Below are 20,292 nucleotides of genomic sequence, written 5' to 3' on the forward strand. Positions count from 1 at the left end.
TGGACATCGCCTGCCTTCAGCGTCGGTCACGGCGGCGGGGCGCACATGGGCCGACCGGTCCCCGTCGAAGGGCCGTCGGGGCAGGTTTCGGCGACCCGCCCCGACGGCCCCGTCGCCGTCCGCTCAGCCGTTCCAGGTCCAGTCCGCGACCTCCGGCAGGTCGGTGCCGTGCTCGCGGATCCAGTCGTGGTGGCGCTGGCGCGCGTCCTCCATGCGCTGGCGTACGGCCGCGGCGCGCACCGCGAGGCCGGGCACCCGGTCGATGACGTCCATGACCAGCCGGTAGCGGTCCAGATCGTTGCGGACGACCATGTCGAACGGCGTGGTCGTGGTGCCGGATTCCTTGTAGCCGCGCACGTGCAGGTTCCTGTGGCCGGTGCGCCGGTAGGCGAGGCGGTGGATCAGCCAGGGGTAGCCGTGGTAGGCGAAGATCACCGGCTTGTCCTGGGTGAACAGGCCGTCGTACTCGAAGTCGCTCATGCCGTGCGGGTGTTCCTCGCGCGGCATCAGCCGGGCCATGTCGACGACGTTGACCACACGGACCGCGAGTTCGGGCAGGTGGCGGCGCAGCAACTGGGCGGCGGCCAGGACCTCCTGGGTGGGTACGTCGCCCGCGCAGGCGAGGACCACGTCGGGCTCGCCGCCGTTCTCGGTGCCGGCCCACTCCCAGATGCCGGCTCCGCGCGCGCAGTGGGCGCGGGCCTGGTCCATCGACAGCCAGTCGAAGCAGGGCTGCTTGCCGGCCACGATGACGTTGACGTAGTCCCGGCTGCGCAGTGCGTGGTCGGCGACCGACAGCAGCGTGTTGGCGTCCGGCGGCAGGTAGACCCGTACGACCTCGGGGCTCTTGTTGAGGACGTGGTCGACGAAGCCGGGGTCCTGATGGGAGAAGCCGTTGTGGTCCTGGCGCCACACGTGCGAGGTGAGCAGGTAGTTGAGGGAGGCGATCGGGGCGCGCCACGGCAACTGCCGTGAGGTGCGCAGCCACTTGATGTGCTGGTTGACCATCGAGTCGACGATGTGCACGAAGGCCTCGTAGCAGGAGAACAGTCCGTGCCTGCCGGTGAGGAGATAGCCCTCCAGCCAACCCTGGCAGGTGTGTTCGGAGAGGATCTCCATCACACGCCCGTGCCGGTCGAGGTGTTCGTCGACCGGGAGGTGCTGGGCCTGCCAGGCCTTGCCGCTGGCGTCGAAGACGGCCTGGAGCCGGTTGGAGGCGGTCTCGTCGGGGCCCACGACGCGGAAGTCGCGGCGCGCCGAGGTGTCCTCCATGACCTTTTCGAGGAGGTCGCCGAGGACGCGGGTGGGCTCGTGGAGGGTGCTGCCCGGCTTGTCGACGGGTACGGCGAAGTCGTCGAGGGACGGGATGGGCAGATCCCGTACGAGCAGGCCGCCGTTGGCGTGTGGGGTGGCACCGAGGCGGTGCGCGCCCTCGGGGACGCAGGCGAGGGCGTCGGCGACGGGCCGGCCGTCGGCGTCGAAGAGCTCCTCGGGGCGGTAGGAGCGCAGCCACTGCTCCAACTGCCGCAGGTGGTCCGGGTTCTCGCGGACACCGGCCAGCGGGACCTGGTGGGCGCGCCAGGTGCCCTCGACCGGAACACCGTCGACCTCGGCGGGGCCGGTCCAGCCCTTGGGGGTGCGCAGGACGATGACGGGCCAGTGCGCGCGCTCCGCCACACCTTCCTCGCGGGCCGACTGCTGGAGCAGCGCGATGCGCTCCAGGGCGGTGTCCATGGCCTCGGCCATCGCGCGGTGGACGGTGGCCGGGTCGTCGCCGGTGACGTGGATGGGCGAGTGTCCGTAGCCGCGCAGCAGCTCGTCGAGCTCGTGCTCGGGGAGGCGGGAGAGCACGGTCGGGTTGGCGATCTTGTAGCCGTTGAGGTGGAGGATCGGCAGGACGGCGCCGTCGTGGACGGGGTCGAGGAACTTGTTGGAGTGCCAGGACGCGGCCAGCGGCCCGGTCTCCGCCTCACCGTCGCCGACCACGCAGGCGACCAGCAGGTCCGGGTTGTCGAGGGCCGCGCCGTAGGCGTGCGAGAGCGAGTAGCCCAGCTCGCCGCCCTCGTGGATGGAGCCGGGGGTCTCCGGTGCCACGTGGCTCGGCACTCCGCCGGGGAAGGAGAACTGCCGGAACAGGCGCCCCATGCCGGCCTCGTCCCGGCCGACGTCGGGATAGGTCTGGCTATAAGTACCCTCCAGCCAGGAGTTGGCCACCACCGACGGTCCGCCGTGGCCGGGGCCCCAGATGCACAGGGCGTCGATGCCGCGGGCCTTGATGACCCGGTTGAGGTGGGTGTAGACGAGGTTCAGGCCGGGTGAGGTGCCCCAGTGGCCCAGCAGCCGCGGTTTGATGTGTTCCGGCTTCAGGGGTTCGCGCAGCAGGGGGTTGGCCATCAGGTAGATCTGCCCGGCGGACAGGTAGTTGGCGGCCCTCCAGTGCATGTCCAGGGTGCGCAGTTCCTCGTCGGAAAGTACGGTGGCGTTCTGGTGTTCGACCTTGGGCATGGGATTGACTCCGGAAGTCATCGACGTGGCTCAGCGGGTGGTGGAGGCGGCATGGCCGGCAAGAAGGCGGCGACGCTGCCGCGCAAGACGTACGAGAAGGAACTGCTGCGGCTGCAGACGGAGCTGGTGAAGCTTCAGGAGTGGGTGCGCGCCGAGGGCGCCCGCCTTGTCGTCATCTTCGAGGGGCGGGACGCGGCGGGCAAGGGCGGCACCATCAAGCGGGTGGCGGAGCATCTGAACCCGCGCGTGGCGCGCATCGCGGCGCTGCCCAAGCCGACCGAGCGCGAGCGCACCCAGTGGTACTTCCAGCGGTACGTGGAGCATCTGCCGGCCGCCGGGGAGATCGTGCTGTTCGACCGGTCCTGGTACAACCGGGCCGGGGTGGAGCATGTGATGGGCTTCTGCACCAAGGAGGAGTACCAGCTCTTCCTGCGGCAATGCCCCATCTTCGAGCGGATGCTGGTGGAGGACCGGATCCTGCTGCGCAAGTACTGGTTCTCGGTGAGCGACACCGAGCAGCAGGAGCGCTTCCGGCGCCGGCTGGACGATCCGGTGCGGCGCTGGAAGCTGTCGCCGATGGACCTGGAGTCGATCACGCGTTGGGAGGCGTACTCCCGGGCCAAGGACGAGATGCTGGTGCACACGGACATCAGCGAGGCGCCGTGGTTCGTGGTGGAGAGCGACGACAAGCGCCGGGCACGGCTGGACATGATCGCCCACCTGCTGGGCTCCCTGCCCTATCGCGAGGTTCCGCCGCCGGTGCTGGAGCTGCCGGAGCGTCCGGCGTCGACCGGCTACCAGCGCCCGCCGCGTGATCTGCAGACATACGTCCCCGATCACGCGGCGAGCCTGTAGGCCGGTCACTTCGGTCGCACCGGGCTCGGTACGACGGCGACCGGGCAGGCGGAGTGGTGCAGCACCGCGTGGGCGACCCGGCCGAGCTGGAGCCCGAAGTGCCCCTCCCGGCGCTTGGCGCCCACGACCAGGAGATCGGCGTCGCGTGAGAGGTCGGCCAGTACCCGGCGGGCGTGGCCCTCGACGGTGCGGTGGCGTACATCGGCGTCCGGCGGGACGTCGTGCAGCGCCCCCTCCAGGGCCTCCACCGCGCGCTGCTCGTGCAGTCGCGCGGGCTCACCGGCCATCAGTGGGTGGTCGGTGGTCTCGTGCGCGGGGCACCGCCAGGCCCGTACGGCCTCCAGGGGCACCCCGCGCAGGCGCGCCTCGCCGACGGCGAAGCGCACGGCCGGCGACTCGGCGCCGTCCTCCCCCACGCCCAGGACGACCCGTCCATGGGTGCCGGGCACCGCCTGCTTGTCCTGACTGCCGCGCAGCACGATCACCGGGCAGTCGGCCTGCGCGGCGACGGTGAGGCTGACGGAGCCGAGCAGGAACTCGGCGATGCCGCTGCGGCCCCGGCTGCCCATGACCACCGCGGAGGCCTGCCGCCCCTCGTGCACCAGGGCGTACTCCGGCTCCTCCGGCAGCACCACCGGGGTCACCTTCAGGTCCGGGTGGCGCTCCCGGGCCCGCCGGGCGGCGCTCTCGACGACGTCCTCGGCGAGCACCTCCTCGGCCGGCTTGCCGAGGTCCTCCGAGAGCGAGCCGCCCTCGTAGCGCTCCCACAGCGAGGCGTACACCACCCGCAGCCCGGTCCCGCGCAGCGCGGCCTCGTCGGCCGCCCAGTCCACGGCCCGCAGGCTCGGTTCGGAACCGTCCACGCCCACGACCAGGGGCAGGTCCATCGTGCTCACCGTCCCGCGCCGAGGTCGAACACGATCCGGGCCTTGACCTGGCCGCGCAGCACCTCGTCGATGGACTCGTTGACGGAGGCCAGCGGGCGGGTCTCGCAGATGACCTTGGTACGGCCGGCCGCGTGCAGCCGGAAGACCTCGGCGAGGTCCTGCCGGGTGCCGACGATGGAGCCGATCACCGAAGTGCCGTTCAGGACCGTGTCGAAGATCGGGACCTCGATCGTGCCGTGCGCCGGCAGGGCGACCATGACGAGCTTGCCGCCGCGCCGCAGGCCGGAGTTGACGGCGGCGAACGCGGCCTCGTTCACGGCCAGGGCGATCGCCGCGTGGGCGCCGCCGTGTCCCTTGAGGACCTCGCCGACGTTCTCCTTGCGGGCGTCGATGGTGATGTCGGCGCCGAGTTCCCGGGCCAGTTCGAGCTTCTCGTCGGTGACGTCGATCGCGGCGACGGTGGCTCCGGCGATCTTCGCGTACTGCACGGCCAGGTGACCGAGTCCGCCGACGCCGGAGATGGCCACGAGCTGGGCCGGCCTGACGTCCGCGACCTTGAGCGCCTTGTACGTGGTGACGCCGGCGCAGGTCAGCGGGGCGGCCTCGACGGCGCTGACGCCCTCGGGCACGGGCTGGGCGAAGTCGGCCCAGGCCAGCATCTTCTCGGCGTACCCGCCGTCACAGCCGTAACCGGTGTTGATCTGCTGCTGGCACAGTGTCTCCCAGCCGGACAGGCAGTGCTCGCACCGTCCGCAGGCCCTGCCCAGCCACGGCACTGCGACCCGGTCGCCCACGCTCAGGTGGGTGACGCCGGCGCCGAGCTTCTCGACGAGGCCGACGCCCTCGTGGCCGGGGACGAAGGGGGGGTTGGGCTTGACGGGCCAGTCGCCGTGGGCGGCGTGGATGTCGGTGTGGCACAGCCCGGAGGCCTCCACACGGATGCGGACCTGGCCGGGTCCGGGCTCGGGGTCGGGGCGCTCCTCGATGACCAGGGGCTCGCCGAACGCTCGTACGACCGCTGCCTTCATGAGTTCAACTCCTCGGGGTTCGGTGTCAGTTGTGGGCGACGACCGCGACAGGTGCGGCGGCGTGGTGCAGAACGGCGTGGGTGACGGGGCCGATGTGGAAGCCGACCGGGCTGCGGCGGACTCGACGGCCGACGACGACCAGCGAGGCCCCCGAGGAGACGTCGACCAGGTGGTTCGCCGCGCTGCCGGCCCGGGACTCCTCCACCACTTCCACGTCCGCGTACTTCCGGCGCCAGGGAAGCAGGGCCTCGGCCAGAGCGGCCGACTGCTGCCGGGCGATCTCGTTGTGGTAGTCCGCGTCGGCGGACAGGCCGTAGGTGTAGTACGGCGGCAGGTTCCAGCCGTACAGGACCCGCAGGACGGTGTTCCGCCGGGCGGCCGCGTCGAAGGCGAACTCGATCACGGACGCGTCGGGGGCGGCGGGGTCGAGGCCGAGCAGGACGGGACGGTACGGGGTGGCGGCGGACGGGATGCCCACCGGGTCCGGCTCGTGCTCGTCGGCGGCCTGTTCCCCGGCCCGCACCAGCACCACGGGGCGTTCGGCGTGCGCGATGGTGGCCAGGCCGACGGATCCGACGAGGAATCCGCCGATGCCGCTCAGCCCACGGGAGCCGAGGACCAGCAGTTCGGCGTCCCGTCCCACCTCGGCCAGCACGTCGGCGGGCCGCCCGCTCGACTGTTCCATGGTCACTTCGAGGCCGGGGTGACGCAGCCGGACGCCCTCGGCGGTCTCGCGCGGAATGCGCTCGGTCCAGTGCTGCTGTGTCTCCGCGCCGAGCAGCGGGGCCTGCGCCACGGGCTGCGGGACGGGCTCCCACACGTGGACGATGTTCAGCGGCAGGTCACGCAACTGCGCCTCGCGGGCCGCCCACTCCACCGCGGCGCGGCTCTCGGCCGAGCCGTCCAGACCTGCGACAACGGTGCGCATCATGATTCCGCCTCCTGATCGTGATCTGCTTCCAGCGTCGGTCCTCGAACGGCCGTGCTGCAGGGGCCGCATGTCCCCCGCCTGGACCGACCGGCCCAACACAGCCGTTCTCTCGCAGTGCAGGCAGCCGGGATGGATTCTTGAGGCAGCCGGTGAGAGGAGATGCATGTCCCACGCGTCGTGGTGGAGCCGTACGGTGCCCGGGATCACCGTTCTGACCGGTTACCGCCGGTCCTGGCTGCGCGGCGACGCGCTGGCCGGTCTGACGGTGGCCGCCTATCTGGTGCCGCAGGTGATGGCGTACGCGGGTGTGGCCGGACTGCCACCGGTCGCCGGTCTGTGGGCGATCCTGCCCGCCCTCGCGGTGTACTCGCTGCTCGGCTCCTCGCGGCTGCTCTCCGTCGGCCCCGAGTCGACCACGGCGCTGATGACGGCGACCGTGGTGGGCCCGCTCGCCGGAGCCGATCCCGCCCGTTACGCCACCCTGGCCGCCACCCTCGCGCTCACGGTCGGCCTCCTGTGCCTGGCGGCCTGGGCGCTGCGCCTGGGCTTCCTCGCCGACCTGCTCTCCCGCCCGGTCCTGATCGGCTATCTGGCGGGCGTCGCGCTGATCATGATCGTGGACCAGCTGCCGAAACTGACGGGCGTGGAGACGACCGGTTCGGAGTTCTTCCCCCAACTGTGGTCCTTCGTACGGCATCTGGGGCAGGCGCACCTGGCCACGGTGCTGTTCTCCGCCATCGTGCTCGCCCTGCTGTTCACGGTGGCGCGGCTGAGCCGTGCGGTGCCCGGCCCCCTGCTGGCGGTCGTCCTGAGCACAGCGGCGGTGGCCGTCTTCGACCTCGACGAGAGGTTCGGCGTCAAGGTGATCGGCGAGGTCCCGGCCGGACTGCCCTCCGTCGCGCTGCCGGACCTCACCGAGTTGCCTCATCTGGTGCTGCCCGCGCTCGGCATCCTGCTCGTCGCCTACACGGACTTCATCCTCACCGCGCGCGCCTTCACCGGCGGCGAGGACGGCCCGCCGCTCGACGCCAACCAGGAGTTCCTGGCACTGGGTGCGGCCAACCTGGGGGCGGGCTGTCTGCACGGCTTCCCGGTGAGCAGCAGCGCCAGCCGCACCGCACTGGCCTCCTCGGCCGGCGCGCGCAGCCAGGTGTACTCCCTGGTCACGGGTGCGGCGGTGCTCGCCGTACTGCTCTTCCTCAGCCCGCTGCTGACCCGCACCCCGTCGGCCGTACTGGGCGCGCTCGTCGTGTACGCGGCGGTCCGCATGATCGACCTCGCGGGCTTCCGCCGCCTGGCGTCCTTCCGCAGACGCGAACTGCTGCTCGCGCTCGGCTGTCTGGCCGGAGTGCTCGCGCTGGACATCCTGTACGGGGTGCTGGTCGCCGTCGGCATGTCCGTGGCCGAGTTGCTCAGCCGGGTCGCCCGGCCCCACGACGCCGTCGAGGGGCTGGTGCCCGGGGTGGCCGGCATGCACGACGTGGACGACTACCCGCAGGCCCGCACGATCCCCGGCCTGCTGGTGTACCGCTACGACTCGCCGCTGTTCTTCGCCAACGCCCAGGACTTCCACCGCCGCGCCCTGGCCGCGGTGGACGAACAGACCGGACCGGTCCGCTGGTTCGTCCTCAACACCGAGGCGAACGTGGAGGTGGACATCACCGCCCTGGACGCGGTCGACGACCTGCGGCGGGAGCTCACCGGCCGTGGCGTCGTGTTCGCCCTCGCCCGGGTGAAACAGGACCTGCTGGACGATCTGGAGGCGTACGGACTGGCCGAAGCGGTGGGCAGGGACCTGATCTTTCCCACCCTGCCGACCGCGGTGGCCGCGTACCGCAAGTGGAGCCGCAAGGGCTAGCCGCGTCAGCTCTTCACGAGCGGGCGGCCGGACGGCTGCCGCGGACCGGGGATCGTCGTCCCGGTCGTCCCGGGGCCCGATGCCCGCCGGGCGGCGCGGCGCTGCCGCGACCGCAGGTACAGCGCGTCGAGCGTCGCGCTGAGCACGAAGGTGACCGTCATGGCGATCACCAGGAGGACGGCGAACTGCCGCCAGAACTCCGGCGTCAGGCTGGTACCCATGGTGTGCCTCCCCTTTCCGCTGCGCGGAGTGGCTCTCTCACCACCATCGAACCGCCGGACGCCGGGTGGCACAGGGTGCCACTGGGGTGGCCCGGCCCGCCGGGCGGCCCGTTCCTGGGGCCGGGTGGCCCCTGGTACCGGGCGCCACGCGGCCCCACGCTGGCAGTGGTAGCTCCGTACGCCTTACTGGAGGCACCCCATGAACGCTCCCGCCACCACGAGCCTGCCGCGGGCACTGCCCGCCGAGCACCGGCAGCGGCTCATGCGACTCGCCAGGGAGGTGTCGTTCCCCGAGGGCTCCCGGCTCTTCGAGGAGGGCGGTCGCGCCGACCGGTTCTGGATCATCCGCACCGGCACGGTCGACCTCGACATGCGGGTCCCCGGCCGCCGGGCCGCCGTCATCGAGTCCCTCGGGCACAACGAGCTCGTCGGCTGGTCCTGGCTGTACGCCCCCTACACCTGGCAGCTCGGCGCCGAGACCTCCTCGCCGGTGCGTGCGTACGAGTTCGATGCCACCACCGTGCGGACGGTCTGCGAGGAGGACCCGGCGTTCGGCCGGACCGTGGCGCAGTGGGTCGGCAGGGTCGTCGCCCACCGGCTGCAGGCGGCCCGGGTCCGGCTGCTGGACCTGTACGCCCCCTACGGCAGCGGGAGTGCGCGGTGAACCAGAGCGATCCGGGACGCGTCACGCACGCGTCCGTGCACATCGTGAGCGACGTGATGACCCGTTCCGTCGCCGCCGTCGGCCGTGGTGCCGCCTTCAAGGACATCGTGCGCACCATGCAGGACCGCAAGGTCAGCGCGGTGCCCGTGGTGGACGGCGGGGACCGGGTCGTGGGGGTGGTGTCGGAGGCGGACCTGCTGCCCAAGGAGGAGTTCCGGGACAGCGACCCCGACCGGTACACGCAGTTGCGCAGGCTGTCCGACCTCGCCAAGGCCGGCTCGGTCACCGCGGGCGAGCTGATGACCTCCCCCGCCCTCACCGTCCCTGCGGACGCCACGCTGGCGCAGGCGGCGCGGGAGATGGCGCGGGCGCGGGTCAAGCGGCTGCCCGTCGTCGACGCGGACGGGCGGCTGGAGGGCATCGTCAGCCGCGCGGACCTGCTCAAGGTGTTCCTGCGGGACGACGAGGACATCGCCGAGGAGGTACGGCGGGAGACCGTCTCGTACCTGTTCCCCGCCCCGGCGTCGACGGTCCTGGTCGAGGTCCGGGACGGGGTGGTGACCCTCGGCGGCAGGGTCCACGACACCTCGCTCGTGCCCGTGGCCGCACGGCTGGTGCGGGCGGTCGAGGGCGTCGTGGACGTGCAGTTCGCACTCGACGGGCCGGAGCGTACCGGCGACTGAAAGGCGGCCCTCGCGGGTACCGTCACGACGAGTGGGGCCGGTCGGCCCTAGTGCGTCCGGTCCCACCGGGTGATGATCCTCATGACGGACGGCCCGCAGTCCGTGCGTCACTCTCCCGGGGAACAAGAGGCCGACATGACCGAGAAACGCACCTTCACGGCGCAGGATCCGATCCGCGTCTTCCTGCTCGACGACCACGAGGTGGTCCGACGGGGGCTTGCGGATCTGCTGGACGCCGAGCCGGACATCTCCGTCGTCGGCGACGCCGAGAACGTCGAGCACGCCCTCGTCCGCGCGCCCGCGGTCCGGCCGCACGTGGCCGTCCTTGACGTACGCCTGCCCGACGGGAACGGCATCTCCGTCTGCCGCGAGCTGCGCGACCGTATGCCCGAGCTGGCCGTGCTGATGCTGACGTCGTTCGACGACGAGGACGCGCTGCTCGACGCGATCATGGCCGGGGCCTCCGGGTATGTGCTCAAGCAGATCCGGGGCTCGGACCTGGTCTCGGCGGTGCGCACGGTCGCCTCGGGCCAGTCGATGCTGGACCCGGCGACGACGGCCCGGCTGATGCGTTCGCTGCGCGCCGAACCCGCCGAGGCCCCGGAGGTGGCGCCGGAGCTCGCGGGCCTGTCCCCGCGCGAGCGGGAGATCCTCGCGCTGATCGGGGACGGCCTGACCAACCGCGAGATCGGCAAGCGGCTGTATCTGTCGGAGAAGACCGTCAAGAACCACATCTCCCGGCTGCTGGCCAAGCTGGGCGTGCAGCGCCGCGTGCAGGCCGCGGTGCTGGCCACGCACCTGGAGCAGCCCGAACCGGAGGCCCGCCCGGCTCGCTGACGTCCGGGCCGTTCAGCGGATCTCGAACACCTCGTCCACGGGACGGCGCGGGGTTGCGGTCCCCGCGGGGCCGTATCCGAGGCGCAGCACCATGTGCACGAAGCCCAGCGCCGACCGAGGATCGCGGGCCAGTTCGCGCAGGTCCTGGTGTTCCAGGGAGTGGGAGGTGAGGGACGTGGCCAGTCCCTCGCGGGTGGCCAGCAGCAGGACCCGCTCCAGTGCCTGTCCGGCGCGCAGCCAGTCGTCCGGGCGGTCCTGGCCGGTGCCGAGCAGGGCCAGCTGCGGGGTGGTCTCGAAGACGGCCGCCGCACGGCCGGGCACGGCACGCCGTCCGGCGAAGTCGCGGACCGGAGCCCGCCCGCCCTGCCTGGTAGGCCCGAAGGCCCGCTCGGGGATCCCGTCGGCGGCCTCCGCCCCGATCCGCGTCCACCGCTGCACGTCCGCCAGCCGTTCGGGTTCCGCGCTGTCTCGTCCCTCGACGTCACGGACGTGCTCCACCAGGGCCTCCACGTGCCACTTGCTCGGGAAGACGAGCCGCGCCCCCTCCAGCCGGGCGGCGTCGCTCAGCGCGTCCTGAACGGCGTGTGGGACGGGCCGGTCCTGGAAGGGGTGGCGGCTGGTGTGCCGGCGGGAGATGGCCGGGAACAGCGCCGCGAGGTCCTCGTCCGGACGGTCGGCGCCGGTGAGGTGCACGACGGCGAGCAGGTCGCGGTCGGCCGGGTCGGGAAGCAGCACCGTGTCCGTGTGCAGGGCGCTGTGGGCCGCGGCCACCCGGAGGTTGAACAGTGCCGCGCCGCAGCCGAGGTGGAGGGCGCGGTTGTCGGGGTCCGTGTGCGGCATGGCCCGTCCGAGGTCGGCACGGAGTTCGAGGGTGCCGCTCGCGCGTTGAAGGCAGAAGCGCCACGGTTGCGCGTTGTGCAGTGAGGGGGCGGCCGTGGCGGCACTCACCAGGTCCCTCACGTTCGTCGTGTCGAGCGGTTGCGCCGACATGGGGCGCACCTCCCCTCGGACGGGCGGCGCGAAAGCTGCCGGTCAGTGTTTGGTGAGTGTGGGGCCGTTCTCGCGCAGCACGGCCAGGCTCCGGCGGTACTGCTCCTCGTCGATCTCCCCGCGTGCGAAGCGTTCGGCCAGCAGCCGCTCGGAGGTGGCGGGGGGCGGAGTGAGGCTGTGCGGGGGCGGTGGGGTGCGGTTCAGGGCCCGGAAGAGCAGCACTCCCGCGCCGATGAGCAGAGCCCACAGCAGGACCGTGCCGATGGACATCGTGAACCAGCCCCAGCCGTTCATGTCATGACCATTCCAGTACATCAGGTCCGCTTCCTCTCACTCGGGCGTACACGGCCAGCGTCACACTCGCGGAATCCGGCGGGCAGGGGCCGTCCGGTCTCGGTCCGGGTCCATGCGGCCCCTCGGCCGTCACTCCCCCAGGACCAGCCGGCCTGTGTCCCCCGGTTTCAGGCAGACCGCACGGTCGGGCAGGCGGATGTCGATCGGCGAGCCGTCGGACGCCGGCACCGCGATCTCCAGCAGCCCGCGCTCCAGCCGCAGCCGTACGCCCCAGTGCTCCTGGTAGCGCAGCGCGAAGCCGTACGAGGACAGTTCCGGCAGCGGCACGGGATCGAGCCACAGCGCCCCGCCCCGCGTCTCCAGGCCGGTCAGTCCGCGCTGGACGAGGTCGAGGGTGCCGGCCATGGCGCCGAGGTGGATGCCCTCGCCGGTGGTGCCGCCCTGGACGTCGGCGACGTCGCCCCGAAGGGCCTCCAGGCAGAACCTCCACGCCTCGGCCCGCCGGGCCCGGGCCAGCACCCAGCCGTGGACCAGCCCGCTGAGCGTGGAGCCGTGGCTGGTGCGCCGCAGGTAGTGGTCGACGGTGCGCCGCCAGGTGTCCTCGTCCAGCCGCAGCCCCAACCGGCGGAACAAGCCCTGCAGTTCGGCGGGTCCGAAGAGGTAGCCGAGCATCAGGACGTCCGCCTGCTTGGACGCCCGGTAGCGGTTGACGGTGTCCCCCTCGGCCTCCAGGATCCGGTCCAGCCGCCGGATGCCGCCGTACCGCTCGCGATAGCCGTCCCAGTCGAGCTCGGCGAGGTCGCCGTAGCCCTCGAACTGGCTGATGACACCCTCGTGGAAGGGCACGTGGAGGGTGCGGGAGACGTCCTGCCACTGTTCGAGTTCGCCGCCGTCCAGGCCGATGCGCTCGACGAGTTCGCGCCGGCGCGGCTCGGGCAGCGACTCCAGCAGTTCCAGGGCGCGGGCGAGCACCCAGGCGGCCGTGACGTTCGTGTACGCGTTGTCGTCGAGGCCGGGCCGCTCCGCGCCGGGGTAGGCGTCGTGATACTCGTCGGGGCCGACGACGCCCTTGATCCGATGGCGGCCCAGGGTCTCGTCGTAGACGGCGGAGTCGGCCCAGAAGCGGGCGATCTGCAGCAGCATCTCGGCGCCCTTGGTGTGCCGGAACTCGGTGTCGCCGCTCGCCTCGCAGTACTGCCACACGTTGTACGCGATGGCCGAGCCGACGTGGTGCTGGAGCCGGGAGTGGTCGGGCAGCCAGCGTCCGGAGCGCGGGTTGAGATGCAGCTGCTGGGTCTCCTCACGGCCGTCGCTGCCGCTCTGCCAGGGGTACATGGCGCCTCGGCGGCCGGCCTCGCGGGCGGCGGTGCAGGCCTGTTCGAGGCGGCGGTGGCGGTAGCGGAGCAGGGCGCGGGAGACCTCGGGGAAGTGCAGGTTGAGATAGGGCAGCACGAACAGCTCGTCCCAGAAGACATGTCCGCGGTAGGCCTCGCCGTGCAGCCCACGGGCGGGCACGCCGACGTCGAGGTCGGCGGTGTGCGGGGAGAGCGTCTGCAGGACGTGGAAGAGGTGCAGCCGCAGGACGGTGCCGGCCTCGCCGTCGACGTCGAGGTCGGCACGGCGCCACAGCTGGTCCCAGGCCGTGAGGTGCGACTCCAGGAGGTCGTCGAAGCCCGGCGCCCGGGTCACCCGGTCGACCGCGGCGAACAGCGGGTCGCTGATCGCCGGGTCGCGCGAGGTGTGCAGGGCGACGGTCTTGTCGACGGTGAGGGTGCGCCCGTCCTCCAGCTCCAGGCTCAACCGCTGTACGGCGCGCGGTTCTTCGTGGCTGATCGTCGCGGGAACGGGGGCGGCCAGGCGGGCCGCCATGCCGATCCGGATGTCCGAGGTGCGGGTGCGGCAGCGCAGCCAGACGGTGTCCGGGGCCGCTGTACCGGTGTGTACGTGGGTGAGGTGGTGACCGTCCAGGTCCCGGTAGCGGGGTACGCCGGTGTTGGTGACGGAGCCGTCGAGGGCCGCCTCGACGTCGAGCCGGCCCTCGAAGCCCTTGGCCGTGAACTCGGTGCGGAGCGCGGCCAGATGAGGGTCGGCCATGTGGACCAGCCGCTGCTGACGGACCGTCAGCGCCCGATCCTCGCCGAGGCCGTAGCGCGTCAGGCGCTCCAGGAGACCCGAGGACAGGTGCAGGATCTCCCGGTGCTCGATGACGGTCGCGGTGTCGGGGGTGAGCCACGGTTCGCCGGGGAGGCGGAAGCGAAGCGGCAGCCAGTTCGGCAGGTTGACCATGTCCTCGTTGTCTACCTGTCGCCCGGCCACGTCGGAGGCCAGGCGGTTGTAGCAGCCCGCCACATAGGTGCCCGGGTAGTGCACCTCGTCGGCGGTGCACTCGGGCAGCGCCCCGCGCGTGGCGAAGCAGCCGTTGCCCAAGGTGCACAGCGCCTCCCGCAGGCGCACGTCGGCGGGTTCGTAGCCCTCGTACTCCCAGGTCCAGCCCGTCACTTCGGCTCTCCTTGCCCGACCAGTTCTCCCAGGTCCGATACGACGATGTCGGCGCCGTGCCGCAGCAGCCGCGCCCGGGTTTCCGCTCCGGCCGTCCGGTCCACACCGATCACCAGGGCGAATCCGCCTCGGCGGCCTGCCTCCACACCCGCCAGTGCGTCCTCCGCGACGGCGGCGCGTGCAGCGGGGACGCCGAGTCGGCGGACCGCCTCCAGGAAGAGGTCGGGCCGTGGCTTGCCCGGCAGGCCCATGCGGGCCGCCTCCCCGCCGTCCACGAGCACGTCGAACAGGCCCAGCACCCCGGCCCGCTCGAGGAGTTCACCCGCGTGGCGGGAGGCCGAGGCCGCGGCACGGGGTGTTCCGGCGCGACGCAGGGCATGCACCAGCCGGACCGTTCCGGGGTACGCGTCGACGCCGTGCGCACGCAACCCCTCGGTGAACAGGCGTTCCTTCTCCGCGGCAACGACTCGCCCCGTCTCCTCCGGCGCATCCACGCCACGGGCCCGGAGAAAGGCCGTGGCACCGTCCAGCCGTGACTTGCCGTCCACGTACCGCAGGTAGTCGTCCTGGGCGTCGAACGGGCGTCGCTGGGCCGGGTCCCGAGGCGGGTTGGCGGCTAGGAAGGCATCGAAGGCCGTCTTCCACGCCGCCGCGTGCACACGGGCCGAGTCGGTGATGACGCCGTCGGTGTCGAAGACGACGGCTCCGACGTCCCGCAGCACCGGTGCGAGCGTGTCGCGGGGCGTCGCATGGACGTGGTGGCCGCGCACGGGTCACGCCTGTTGCGGCACGATCGCCACCGGGCAGTCGGCGTGGTGCAGCAGTGTGTGCGCCACGCGGCCGAGCTGGAGACCGATGTGGCCCTTGCGGCGCTGCGCTCCGACGATCAGCAGGTCCGCGGCGGCGGAGCGGTTCAGCAGCACCCTGCGGGCCGGGCCCTCGACGGTGACGCTGCGCACCCGGACACCTGGGTGGTCCAGGACGGCCTCCTCCAGCAGGCGGTCGAGCAGTTCGGACGCGCGCTGCTCGTGGCGGTGCGCCGGGTCCTGGGCCAGCCGGGGGTCGTCCGCGCTCTCGTGCGCCGGGCAGCGCCAGGCACGCACCACGTCCAGGGTGCATCCGCGTGTCTCGGCCTCCCGGAAGGCGAACCGCACCGCCTCACCGCCGGTCGCCGGCTCCCCGGCGCCGAGCAGGATGCGTTCATGGGCGCCCGCCAGCGCGGCCTTGTCGCCGCGGACGACCACCACCGGACCGTGCGCCCGGGACGCCACGGCCAGTCCGACCGAACCGAGCAGCAGACCGGCCAGCTCGCCCCGGCCACGAGAACCGGTCACCAGGAAGGAGGCGTTGCGGCCCTCGTCCAGGAGCGCCGAGACCGCGTCCTCGGGAATCACCTCGGCGGTCACCTTCACCTCGGCGTTGTGCCGCCGGGCGCGCTCCACGGCGGAGGCGACGACGTGTTCCGCCATGACGCGTTCGGAGGGACGCTCGAGGCTGTCGGAGGGCACGCCTCCCTCGTAGCGCTCCCACAGCGAGGCGTACACCAGCCGCAACGGCAGACCGTGCCGGGCTGCTTCGTCCACGGCCCAGTCGACCGCCGTGAGACTCCCGTCCGATCCGTCGACGCCCACGACCAAGGGCAGCTCCATCTTCCCCACCGCCTTTCGTCGGTCCGCGCGGGAGTTCGGCACAGAACCCCACCTTCACCGTGTCATCGCGGGTCAGGTTCGGGCAGGGGTGGTTCGGCCCCGGTCGAGGGCCGCTCGGCCCCCGGCCTCGCCGTCATGCCGTGGGCACCGGGACGATCTCGCGCCGTGGCCCGCCGAGCACGACTTTGAGGGCGCCGGTCTCGCCCGCGTGCGCGAAGACCTCGTACGCCTCCTCCATGCTGTCGATCGGGAAGCCGTGGGTGACCAGCTGCGCGGTCGGCAGGCGGCCCGCCGCCGTCATCCGCAGCAGGGTGGGGGTGGAGTGGGTGTCGACCAGGCCCGTGGTGATCGTGATGTTCTTGATCCACAGGTCTTCGAGGTGCAGAGTCGCCGGCTTGCCGTGCACGCCGACGTTGGCCACGTGCCCGCCTGGCCGCACCATGCGCGTGCACAGTTCGAAGCTCTCCGGCACGCCGACCGCCTCGATGACCACGTCGGCCCCGAGCCCGTCGGTGAGGTCGGCGATCAGCTGTTCCGGCCCCTCGCTCGCGTCGGCCACCGCCTCCGCGCCCAGCTTCCTCGCCGCCTCCAGGCGGGACGCGGCCAGGTCCACGGCGACGATGCGCTCGGGGGCGAACAGCCGGGCCGTGGCGATCGCGGCCAGGCCGATGGGACCGGCCCCGACGACGGCGACGGTGTCTCCGGGGCGCACGTGCCCGTTGAGCACGCCCACCTCGTACGCCGTCGGGAAGATGTCGGCGAGCAGTACGGCCTCCTCGTTCCGAACCGCGCCGGGCAGCGCGTGTACGGAGAGGTCGGCGTACGGAACCCGGACGTATTCGGCCTGGGTGCCGTCGATCAGGTGACCGAGGATCCACCCGCCACCGCCCAGGCACTGGCCGTACATGGCCTCCCGGCAGTAGCGGCAGCGTCCGCAGGCGCTGATGCAGGAGACCAGGACCCGGTCCCCGGGTCGCAGCGTGCGCACATCGCCGCCGGTCTCGACGATCTCACCGACCGCCTCGTGCCCGAGCACCGTACCCGGGCGCACCTCGGGCACGTCGCCCTTGAGGATGTGCAGGTCCGTTCCGCAGATGGTGACGGCGTCGACCCTGACGATCGCGTCGGTGGGCTCCTGGATGCCCGGGTCCGCGACCTCTTCCCAGGCGGCTTGGCCCGGACCGTGGAAAACGTAGCCTTTCATGTCCGACCTCACCCTCTCGCCGGAATTGCTCCCGCACATCCAGCTTGGCCGGGACGCGGCGGTTCCGCATGGGCCGGTCGGCCCCTGGGGGAGGCGGTGGTGCGGGCGCGGGGGCGCACCGGTCACCGCACGAGCACACGCTCCCCGGACCGCGGCACCACGGCGGTCCAGCCGAGGGTCCGGTCGATGCGGTCGCGCAGTGCCTCGGCCGCGTCGGGCTCGCCGTGCACCAGGTAGGTGGCGTGCGGGGCGGCGGCGCCGCGCAGCCAGTCGATGATCTGCGCCGCGTCGGCGTGTGCCGAGAAGTGCGGTACGTCGGCGATCTGCGCCCGCACCGGCACGTACTCGCCGAACATCTTCAGGGCCTTGGCCCCCTCGACGAGGTCGCGGGCGCGGGTCCCCTTGGCCGCGAAACCCACCACGACGACGGCGTTGCGCGGGTCCGGCAGCAGACGCCTGAGATGGTGCAGGACCCGGCCGCCGGTCGCCATGCCGGACGCGGAGACGATGACGGCCGGTCCCCCGGCCTTCCCGATGTCGACCGATTCCTGGACGGAGCGCGCCGTCACGAACGGTTCGGGGCTCAGTGCGGCGCTGCCCGCGACCGTGACCTCGGGCCGCAGCTCCGGGGACCCGGCGCGGACCGCGTCGCGGTAGACGTCGAGGGCGGCCAGGGCCATCGGGCTGTCGACGTACACCGGCACACCGGCCGGCAGCCGGCCCGCACGGCGCAGCTCCGCCAGCTCGTGCAGGACGACCTCGGTGCGGTCGAGGGCGAACGCGGGGATCACGACGGTGCCGCCGCGGGCCAGGGTCCGGGTCAGGACGTCCGCGAAGTTGGTGCGGCCCGCCTGTTCCTCGTGGCGCCGGTTGCCGTACGTCGACTCCATCAGCAGCACGTCCGCCCCGAGGAAGGGTTCCGCCGGGCGCAGCAGCGGGTGGCCGGGGCGGCCCAGGTCTCCGCTGACGGCGAGGGTGTGCCCGTCCTCCAGGGTGAGCCGGGCCCAGGCCGAGCCGAGGATGTGGCCGGCGGGGTGCAGGGTCAGGGTGGTCCCGTCGGCGATGTCGGCGGGCTTGCCCACGGGGATGGGGGCGACGAGCTCCAGAGCGCGGTCCACGTCCGACTCGTCGTACAGCGGTTGCGCGGGCCGGTGCTTGGACCAGCCGTGTTCGTTGGCGTGCCGGGCCGCCTCGATCTGCAGCCTGGCGCTGTCCCGCAGGACGATCTCCATCAGCCGGGCGGTGTGCTCGGTCGTCACGACCGGCCCCCGGAATCCTTGGCGCACCAGCCGCGGCAAGTACCCGCAGTGGTCGAGGTGCGCGTGGGTGACGACCACCGCCTCGATGTCCTCGGCGTCGCAGGGCAGGCCGCGCCAGTTCCGCCTGCGCAGGTCGGCCAGGCCCTGGAAGAGACCGCAGTCCACGAGGATGCGGGCGTGGTCGCTCTCGACGAGGAACTTGCTGCCGGTGACCGTTCCCACGCCGCCCAGGAAGGTCAGCAGTGCGGGCCGGGAGCGGAGTTGTGAGGTGTCGTTCGGGCGCGGTTCGTGCTCGGTCATGTCGTCCTTCTCCTCACTGCCCCGGGCCGGGAATCGGGGCCGAGTGGCCCTGGTGCGTGCGTTGTCCGGGTGGTGTGCTGGAGGTGACGGGAAGGGCCCGTGAAAGACGCGGGGAAGCGGCCGGCGGTCGCGCACCGCGCAATCAGGATCCGCGAGAAGCGGGTGGAGCCCTTCCCGTCCTTGCTGCCCAGACGCGTTGCCGGACCGGTCGGACGAAAGGTGCGCGGCCGGCGGACCGGCCGCGCACCGCGGTTGCGACCGAGCGCCCACCCACGCTCAGCCCTGCCGCACCGGGATGGTCTTCGTGCCCGTCTTCATCTCGGGCACCGGGATCGTGACGGTCAGGACGCCGTCCTTGTAGTCGGCAGTGGCCTCCTCACCCTTGGCCCCGGCCGGCAGCCGGACGGAGCGGGCGAAGGTGCCGTAACGGAACTCCGTGCGGTGCTTCTGCGTCGTCTCCTCACTGCGCTCTGCCCGCAGGGTCAGAACGCCCGCTGTGACGGTGATCTCGACTTCCTTGGCGGGGTCGATGCCCGGGAGCTCTGCCCGCAGCACGTACTTCTCGTCCGCCAGGAACTCCTCGATGCGGATGCCGTGCAGGCCCGGGACCGTGTGCGCTCCGGGGAAGCCCGACTCGACCCAGCCGAACAGGTCGGGCAGGGTCGGCCAGCCCGGCAGCCGTTCGATCATGCCGGTCATGTCTCCCTCCTTCTCTTCTTCGCCGCTTCCAGCGTCCCGCGCCGTCATGGGTGCGCGCCTGAGCCGACCGGGCCCGTACCGGACCCCGACGGCCCTGGCGGCGCGGTGGTTTCGCGGTCCGGCAGCTCCGTGAGGTCCGGTTCGAGGGCCGGACGTCGGGGCGGCCCCAGGAGCGCGCACTCCACGTCCACGACCCCCTCCACCGCGCGCGCCAGACGTGCGGCAACAGGCACCAGGGCCGTGTCCGCGATCCTTCCGGTGAGCCGCACGACGCCGTCGCGGACCTCGACCCGGACCGGTCCGGCCGGGGCGGGGAACAGCTCGGCGACGACCTCGCGCCGTACCTCCTCGGCGATGTCCTCGTCGTCGCGGAGGAAGACCGTGAGCAGATCGGACCTGCTGACAATGCCCACCAGTACGTCGTCCTCGCCGACGACGGGCAGCCGCTTCACCTTGTGCAGCGCCATGGTCCGGGCGGCCTGAGCAAGGGAGGCGTGGGCCGGGACGGTGACGGCAGGCGCTGTCATCAGTTCCTCGGCGGTCACGGCACCGGCCTTCACCAGGTCGGACAGGCGGCGCAGTTGGGTGTACCGGTCCGGGTCGCCGTCGCGGAACTCCTCCTTGGGCAGCAGATCGGCCTCGGAGACGATCCCGACGACCCTGGTCCCGCCCTCCACCACGGGCATGGCGCTGACCTTCCAGTCCTGCATGGTCTTCACGATCTCCTTGAACGTCGCCCGGCGGCCGAGGGCGACGACCGTGCGGGTCATCACATCGCTCACGGTGTGCGGAGTGCCGTGCATGGCGTCCTCCCGGTGCTCGTGGCGCACGGCGCGCGCGTGCCGCGCGCCACCTTCAGCGTCGGTCGCCCGCACGCCGCCGCCATGGGCCGAACGGCCCGCTACCGGGGTCCCGGTCGACCTTTCCGG

Annotated in this window: 19 protein-coding genes; 5 read left to right on the top strand and 14 right to left on the bottom strand. The window is 72.3% G+C overall.

What is annotated here, in order from left to right:
* Positions 1-123: 123 nt before the first annotated feature.
* Positions 124-2,505: a phosphoketolase family protein gene (locus ABZ848_RS29800; RefSeq protein WP_360836841.1), complete on the bottom strand. Its 2,382-nt coding sequence runs from the start codon at positions 2,503-2,505 to the stop codon at positions 124-126.
* A 51-nt stretch (positions 2,506-2,556) separates the two neighbouring features.
* Here ABZ848_RS29800 and ppk2 point away from each other — a divergent pair, with 51 nt between their 5' ends.
* A complete protein-coding gene (gene ppk2, locus ABZ848_RS29805; protein WP_360836843.1) occupies positions 2,557-3,360 on the top strand; it encodes a polyphosphate kinase 2 in 804 nt (267 codons plus the stop codon).
* Between the two features lie 5 nt (positions 3,361-3,365).
* Here ppk2 and ABZ848_RS29810 read toward each other — a convergent pair whose 3' ends face one another.
* Genes ABZ848_RS29810 through ABZ848_RS29820 form a run of 3 tightly spaced genes read right to left on the bottom strand, consistent with a single transcriptional unit; the run spans position 3,366 to position 6,206 of the window.
* The gene (locus ABZ848_RS29810; RefSeq protein WP_360836844.1) at positions 3,366-4,247 is read right to left on the bottom strand and encodes a universal stress protein; all 882 of its coding nucleotides are present in this window, start codon (positions 4,245-4,247) and stop codon (positions 3,366-3,368) included.
* A 5-nt stretch (positions 4,248-4,252) separates the two neighbouring features.
* A complete protein-coding gene (gene adhP / locus ABZ848_RS29815) occupies positions 4,253-5,275 on the bottom strand; it encodes an alcohol dehydrogenase AdhP (RefSeq protein WP_360836846.1) in 1,023 nt (340 codons plus the stop codon).
* 25 nt (positions 5,276-5,300) lie between these two features.
* Positions 5,301-6,206 (bottom strand): universal stress protein, encoded by a 906-nt coding sequence (locus tag ABZ848_RS29820; protein WP_360836848.1) that lies wholly within the window; start codon positions 6,204-6,206, stop codon positions 5,301-5,303.
* Positions 6,207-6,369: 163 nt separating this feature from the next.
* On the opposite strand from ABZ848_RS29820, the gene sulP reads away from it, so the two are divergent.
* Positions 6,370-8,064 (top strand): sulfate permease, encoded by a 1,695-nt coding sequence (sulP, locus tag ABZ848_RS29825; RefSeq protein ID WP_360836850.1) that lies wholly within the window; start codon positions 6,370-6,372, stop codon positions 8,062-8,064.
* A gap of 5 nt (positions 8,065-8,069) precedes the next feature.
* Here the strand turns inward: sulP and ABZ848_RS29830 are convergent, their stop codons facing one another.
* Positions 8,070-8,285, bottom strand: coding sequence for a hypothetical protein (locus ABZ848_RS29830; protein WP_360836852.1), 216 nt, complete (start codon positions 8,283-8,285; stop codon positions 8,070-8,072).
* Between the two features lie 199 nt (positions 8,286-8,484).
* Between ABZ848_RS29830 and ABZ848_RS29835 the strand changes: the two genes are divergently transcribed.
* The 3 genes from ABZ848_RS29835 to ABZ848_RS29845 all read left to right on the top strand — a co-directional run bounded on the left by ABZ848_RS29835 (position 8,485) and on the right by ABZ848_RS29845 (position 10,469).
* Positions 8,485-8,949, top strand: a complete 465-nt coding sequence (locus ABZ848_RS29835) for a cyclic nucleotide-binding domain-containing protein (RefSeq protein WP_360836853.1) — start codon at positions 8,485-8,487, stop codon at positions 8,947-8,949.
* A 56-nt stretch (positions 8,950-9,005) separates the two neighbouring features.
* Positions 9,006-9,632: a CBS domain-containing protein gene (locus ABZ848_RS29840; RefSeq protein WP_360836926.1), complete on the top strand. Its 627-nt coding sequence runs from the start codon at positions 9,006-9,008 to the stop codon at positions 9,630-9,632.
* Positions 9,633-9,767: 135 nt separating this feature from the next.
* Positions 9,768-10,469: a response regulator transcription factor gene (locus ABZ848_RS29845; protein WP_360836854.1), complete on the top strand. Its 702-nt coding sequence runs from the start codon at positions 9,768-9,770 to the stop codon at positions 10,467-10,469.
* 12 nt (positions 10,470-10,481) lie between these two features.
* Here ABZ848_RS29845 and ABZ848_RS29850 read toward each other — a convergent pair whose 3' ends face one another.
* From ABZ848_RS29850 to ABZ848_RS29890, 9 genes are all read right to left on the bottom strand, one after another.
* Positions 10,482-11,459, bottom strand: a complete 978-nt coding sequence (locus tag ABZ848_RS29850) for a nitroreductase family protein (RefSeq protein WP_360836856.1) — start codon at positions 11,457-11,459, stop codon at positions 10,482-10,484.
* Between the two features lie 42 nt (positions 11,460-11,501).
* On the bottom strand, positions 11,502-11,753 hold the full coding sequence (locus ABZ848_RS29855) for an SHOCT domain-containing protein (RefSeq protein WP_360836858.1): 252 nt from the start codon (positions 11,751-11,753) through the stop codon (positions 11,502-11,504).
* A gap of 129 nt (positions 11,754-11,882) precedes the next feature.
* Positions 11,883-14,252 (bottom strand): glycosyl hydrolase family 65 protein, encoded by a 2,370-nt coding sequence (locus ABZ848_RS29860; RefSeq protein WP_360836860.1) that lies wholly within the window; start codon positions 14,250-14,252, stop codon positions 11,883-11,885.
* On the bottom strand, positions 14,249-15,022 hold the full coding sequence (locus tag ABZ848_RS29865; RefSeq protein ID WP_360836862.1) for an HAD-IA family hydrolase: 774 nt from the start codon (positions 15,020-15,022) through the stop codon (positions 14,249-14,251). Before ABZ848_RS29865 ends, ABZ848_RS29860 begins: the two co-directional genes overlap by 4 nt.
* 3 nt (positions 15,023-15,025) lie before the next feature.
* Entirely contained in the window at positions 15,026-15,901 is an 876-nt protein-coding gene (locus tag ABZ848_RS29870; protein WP_360836864.1) for a universal stress protein, read from the bottom strand.
* A 133-nt stretch (positions 15,902-16,034) separates the two neighbouring features.
* Positions 16,035-17,105: a zinc-dependent alcohol dehydrogenase family protein gene (locus tag ABZ848_RS29875; protein WP_360836865.1), complete on the bottom strand. Its 1,071-nt coding sequence runs from the start codon at positions 17,103-17,105 to the stop codon at positions 16,035-16,037.
* 122 nt (positions 17,106-17,227) lie between these two features.
* Positions 17,228-18,664 (bottom strand): MBL fold metallo-hydrolase, encoded by a 1,437-nt coding sequence (locus ABZ848_RS29880; protein ID WP_360836867.1) that lies wholly within the window; start codon positions 18,662-18,664, stop codon positions 17,228-17,230.
* A gap of 276 nt (positions 18,665-18,940) precedes the next feature.
* Complete coding sequence (locus tag ABZ848_RS29885; protein WP_360836869.1) at positions 18,941-19,363, bottom strand: Hsp20/alpha crystallin family protein; 423 nt, start codon at positions 19,361-19,363, stop codon at positions 18,941-18,943.
* Positions 19,364-19,407: 44 nt separating this feature from the next.
* Positions 19,408-20,166 (bottom strand): CBS domain-containing protein, encoded by a 759-nt coding sequence (locus ABZ848_RS29890; RefSeq protein ID WP_360836928.1) that lies wholly within the window; start codon positions 20,164-20,166, stop codon positions 19,408-19,410.
* Between the last annotated feature and the right edge of the window lie 126 nt (positions 20,167-20,292).

The sequence above is a fragment of the Streptomyces sp. NPDC047081 genome, assembly GCF_040643775.1.
Lineage (GTDB): Bacteria > Actinomycetota > Actinomycetes > Streptomycetales > Streptomycetaceae > Streptomyces.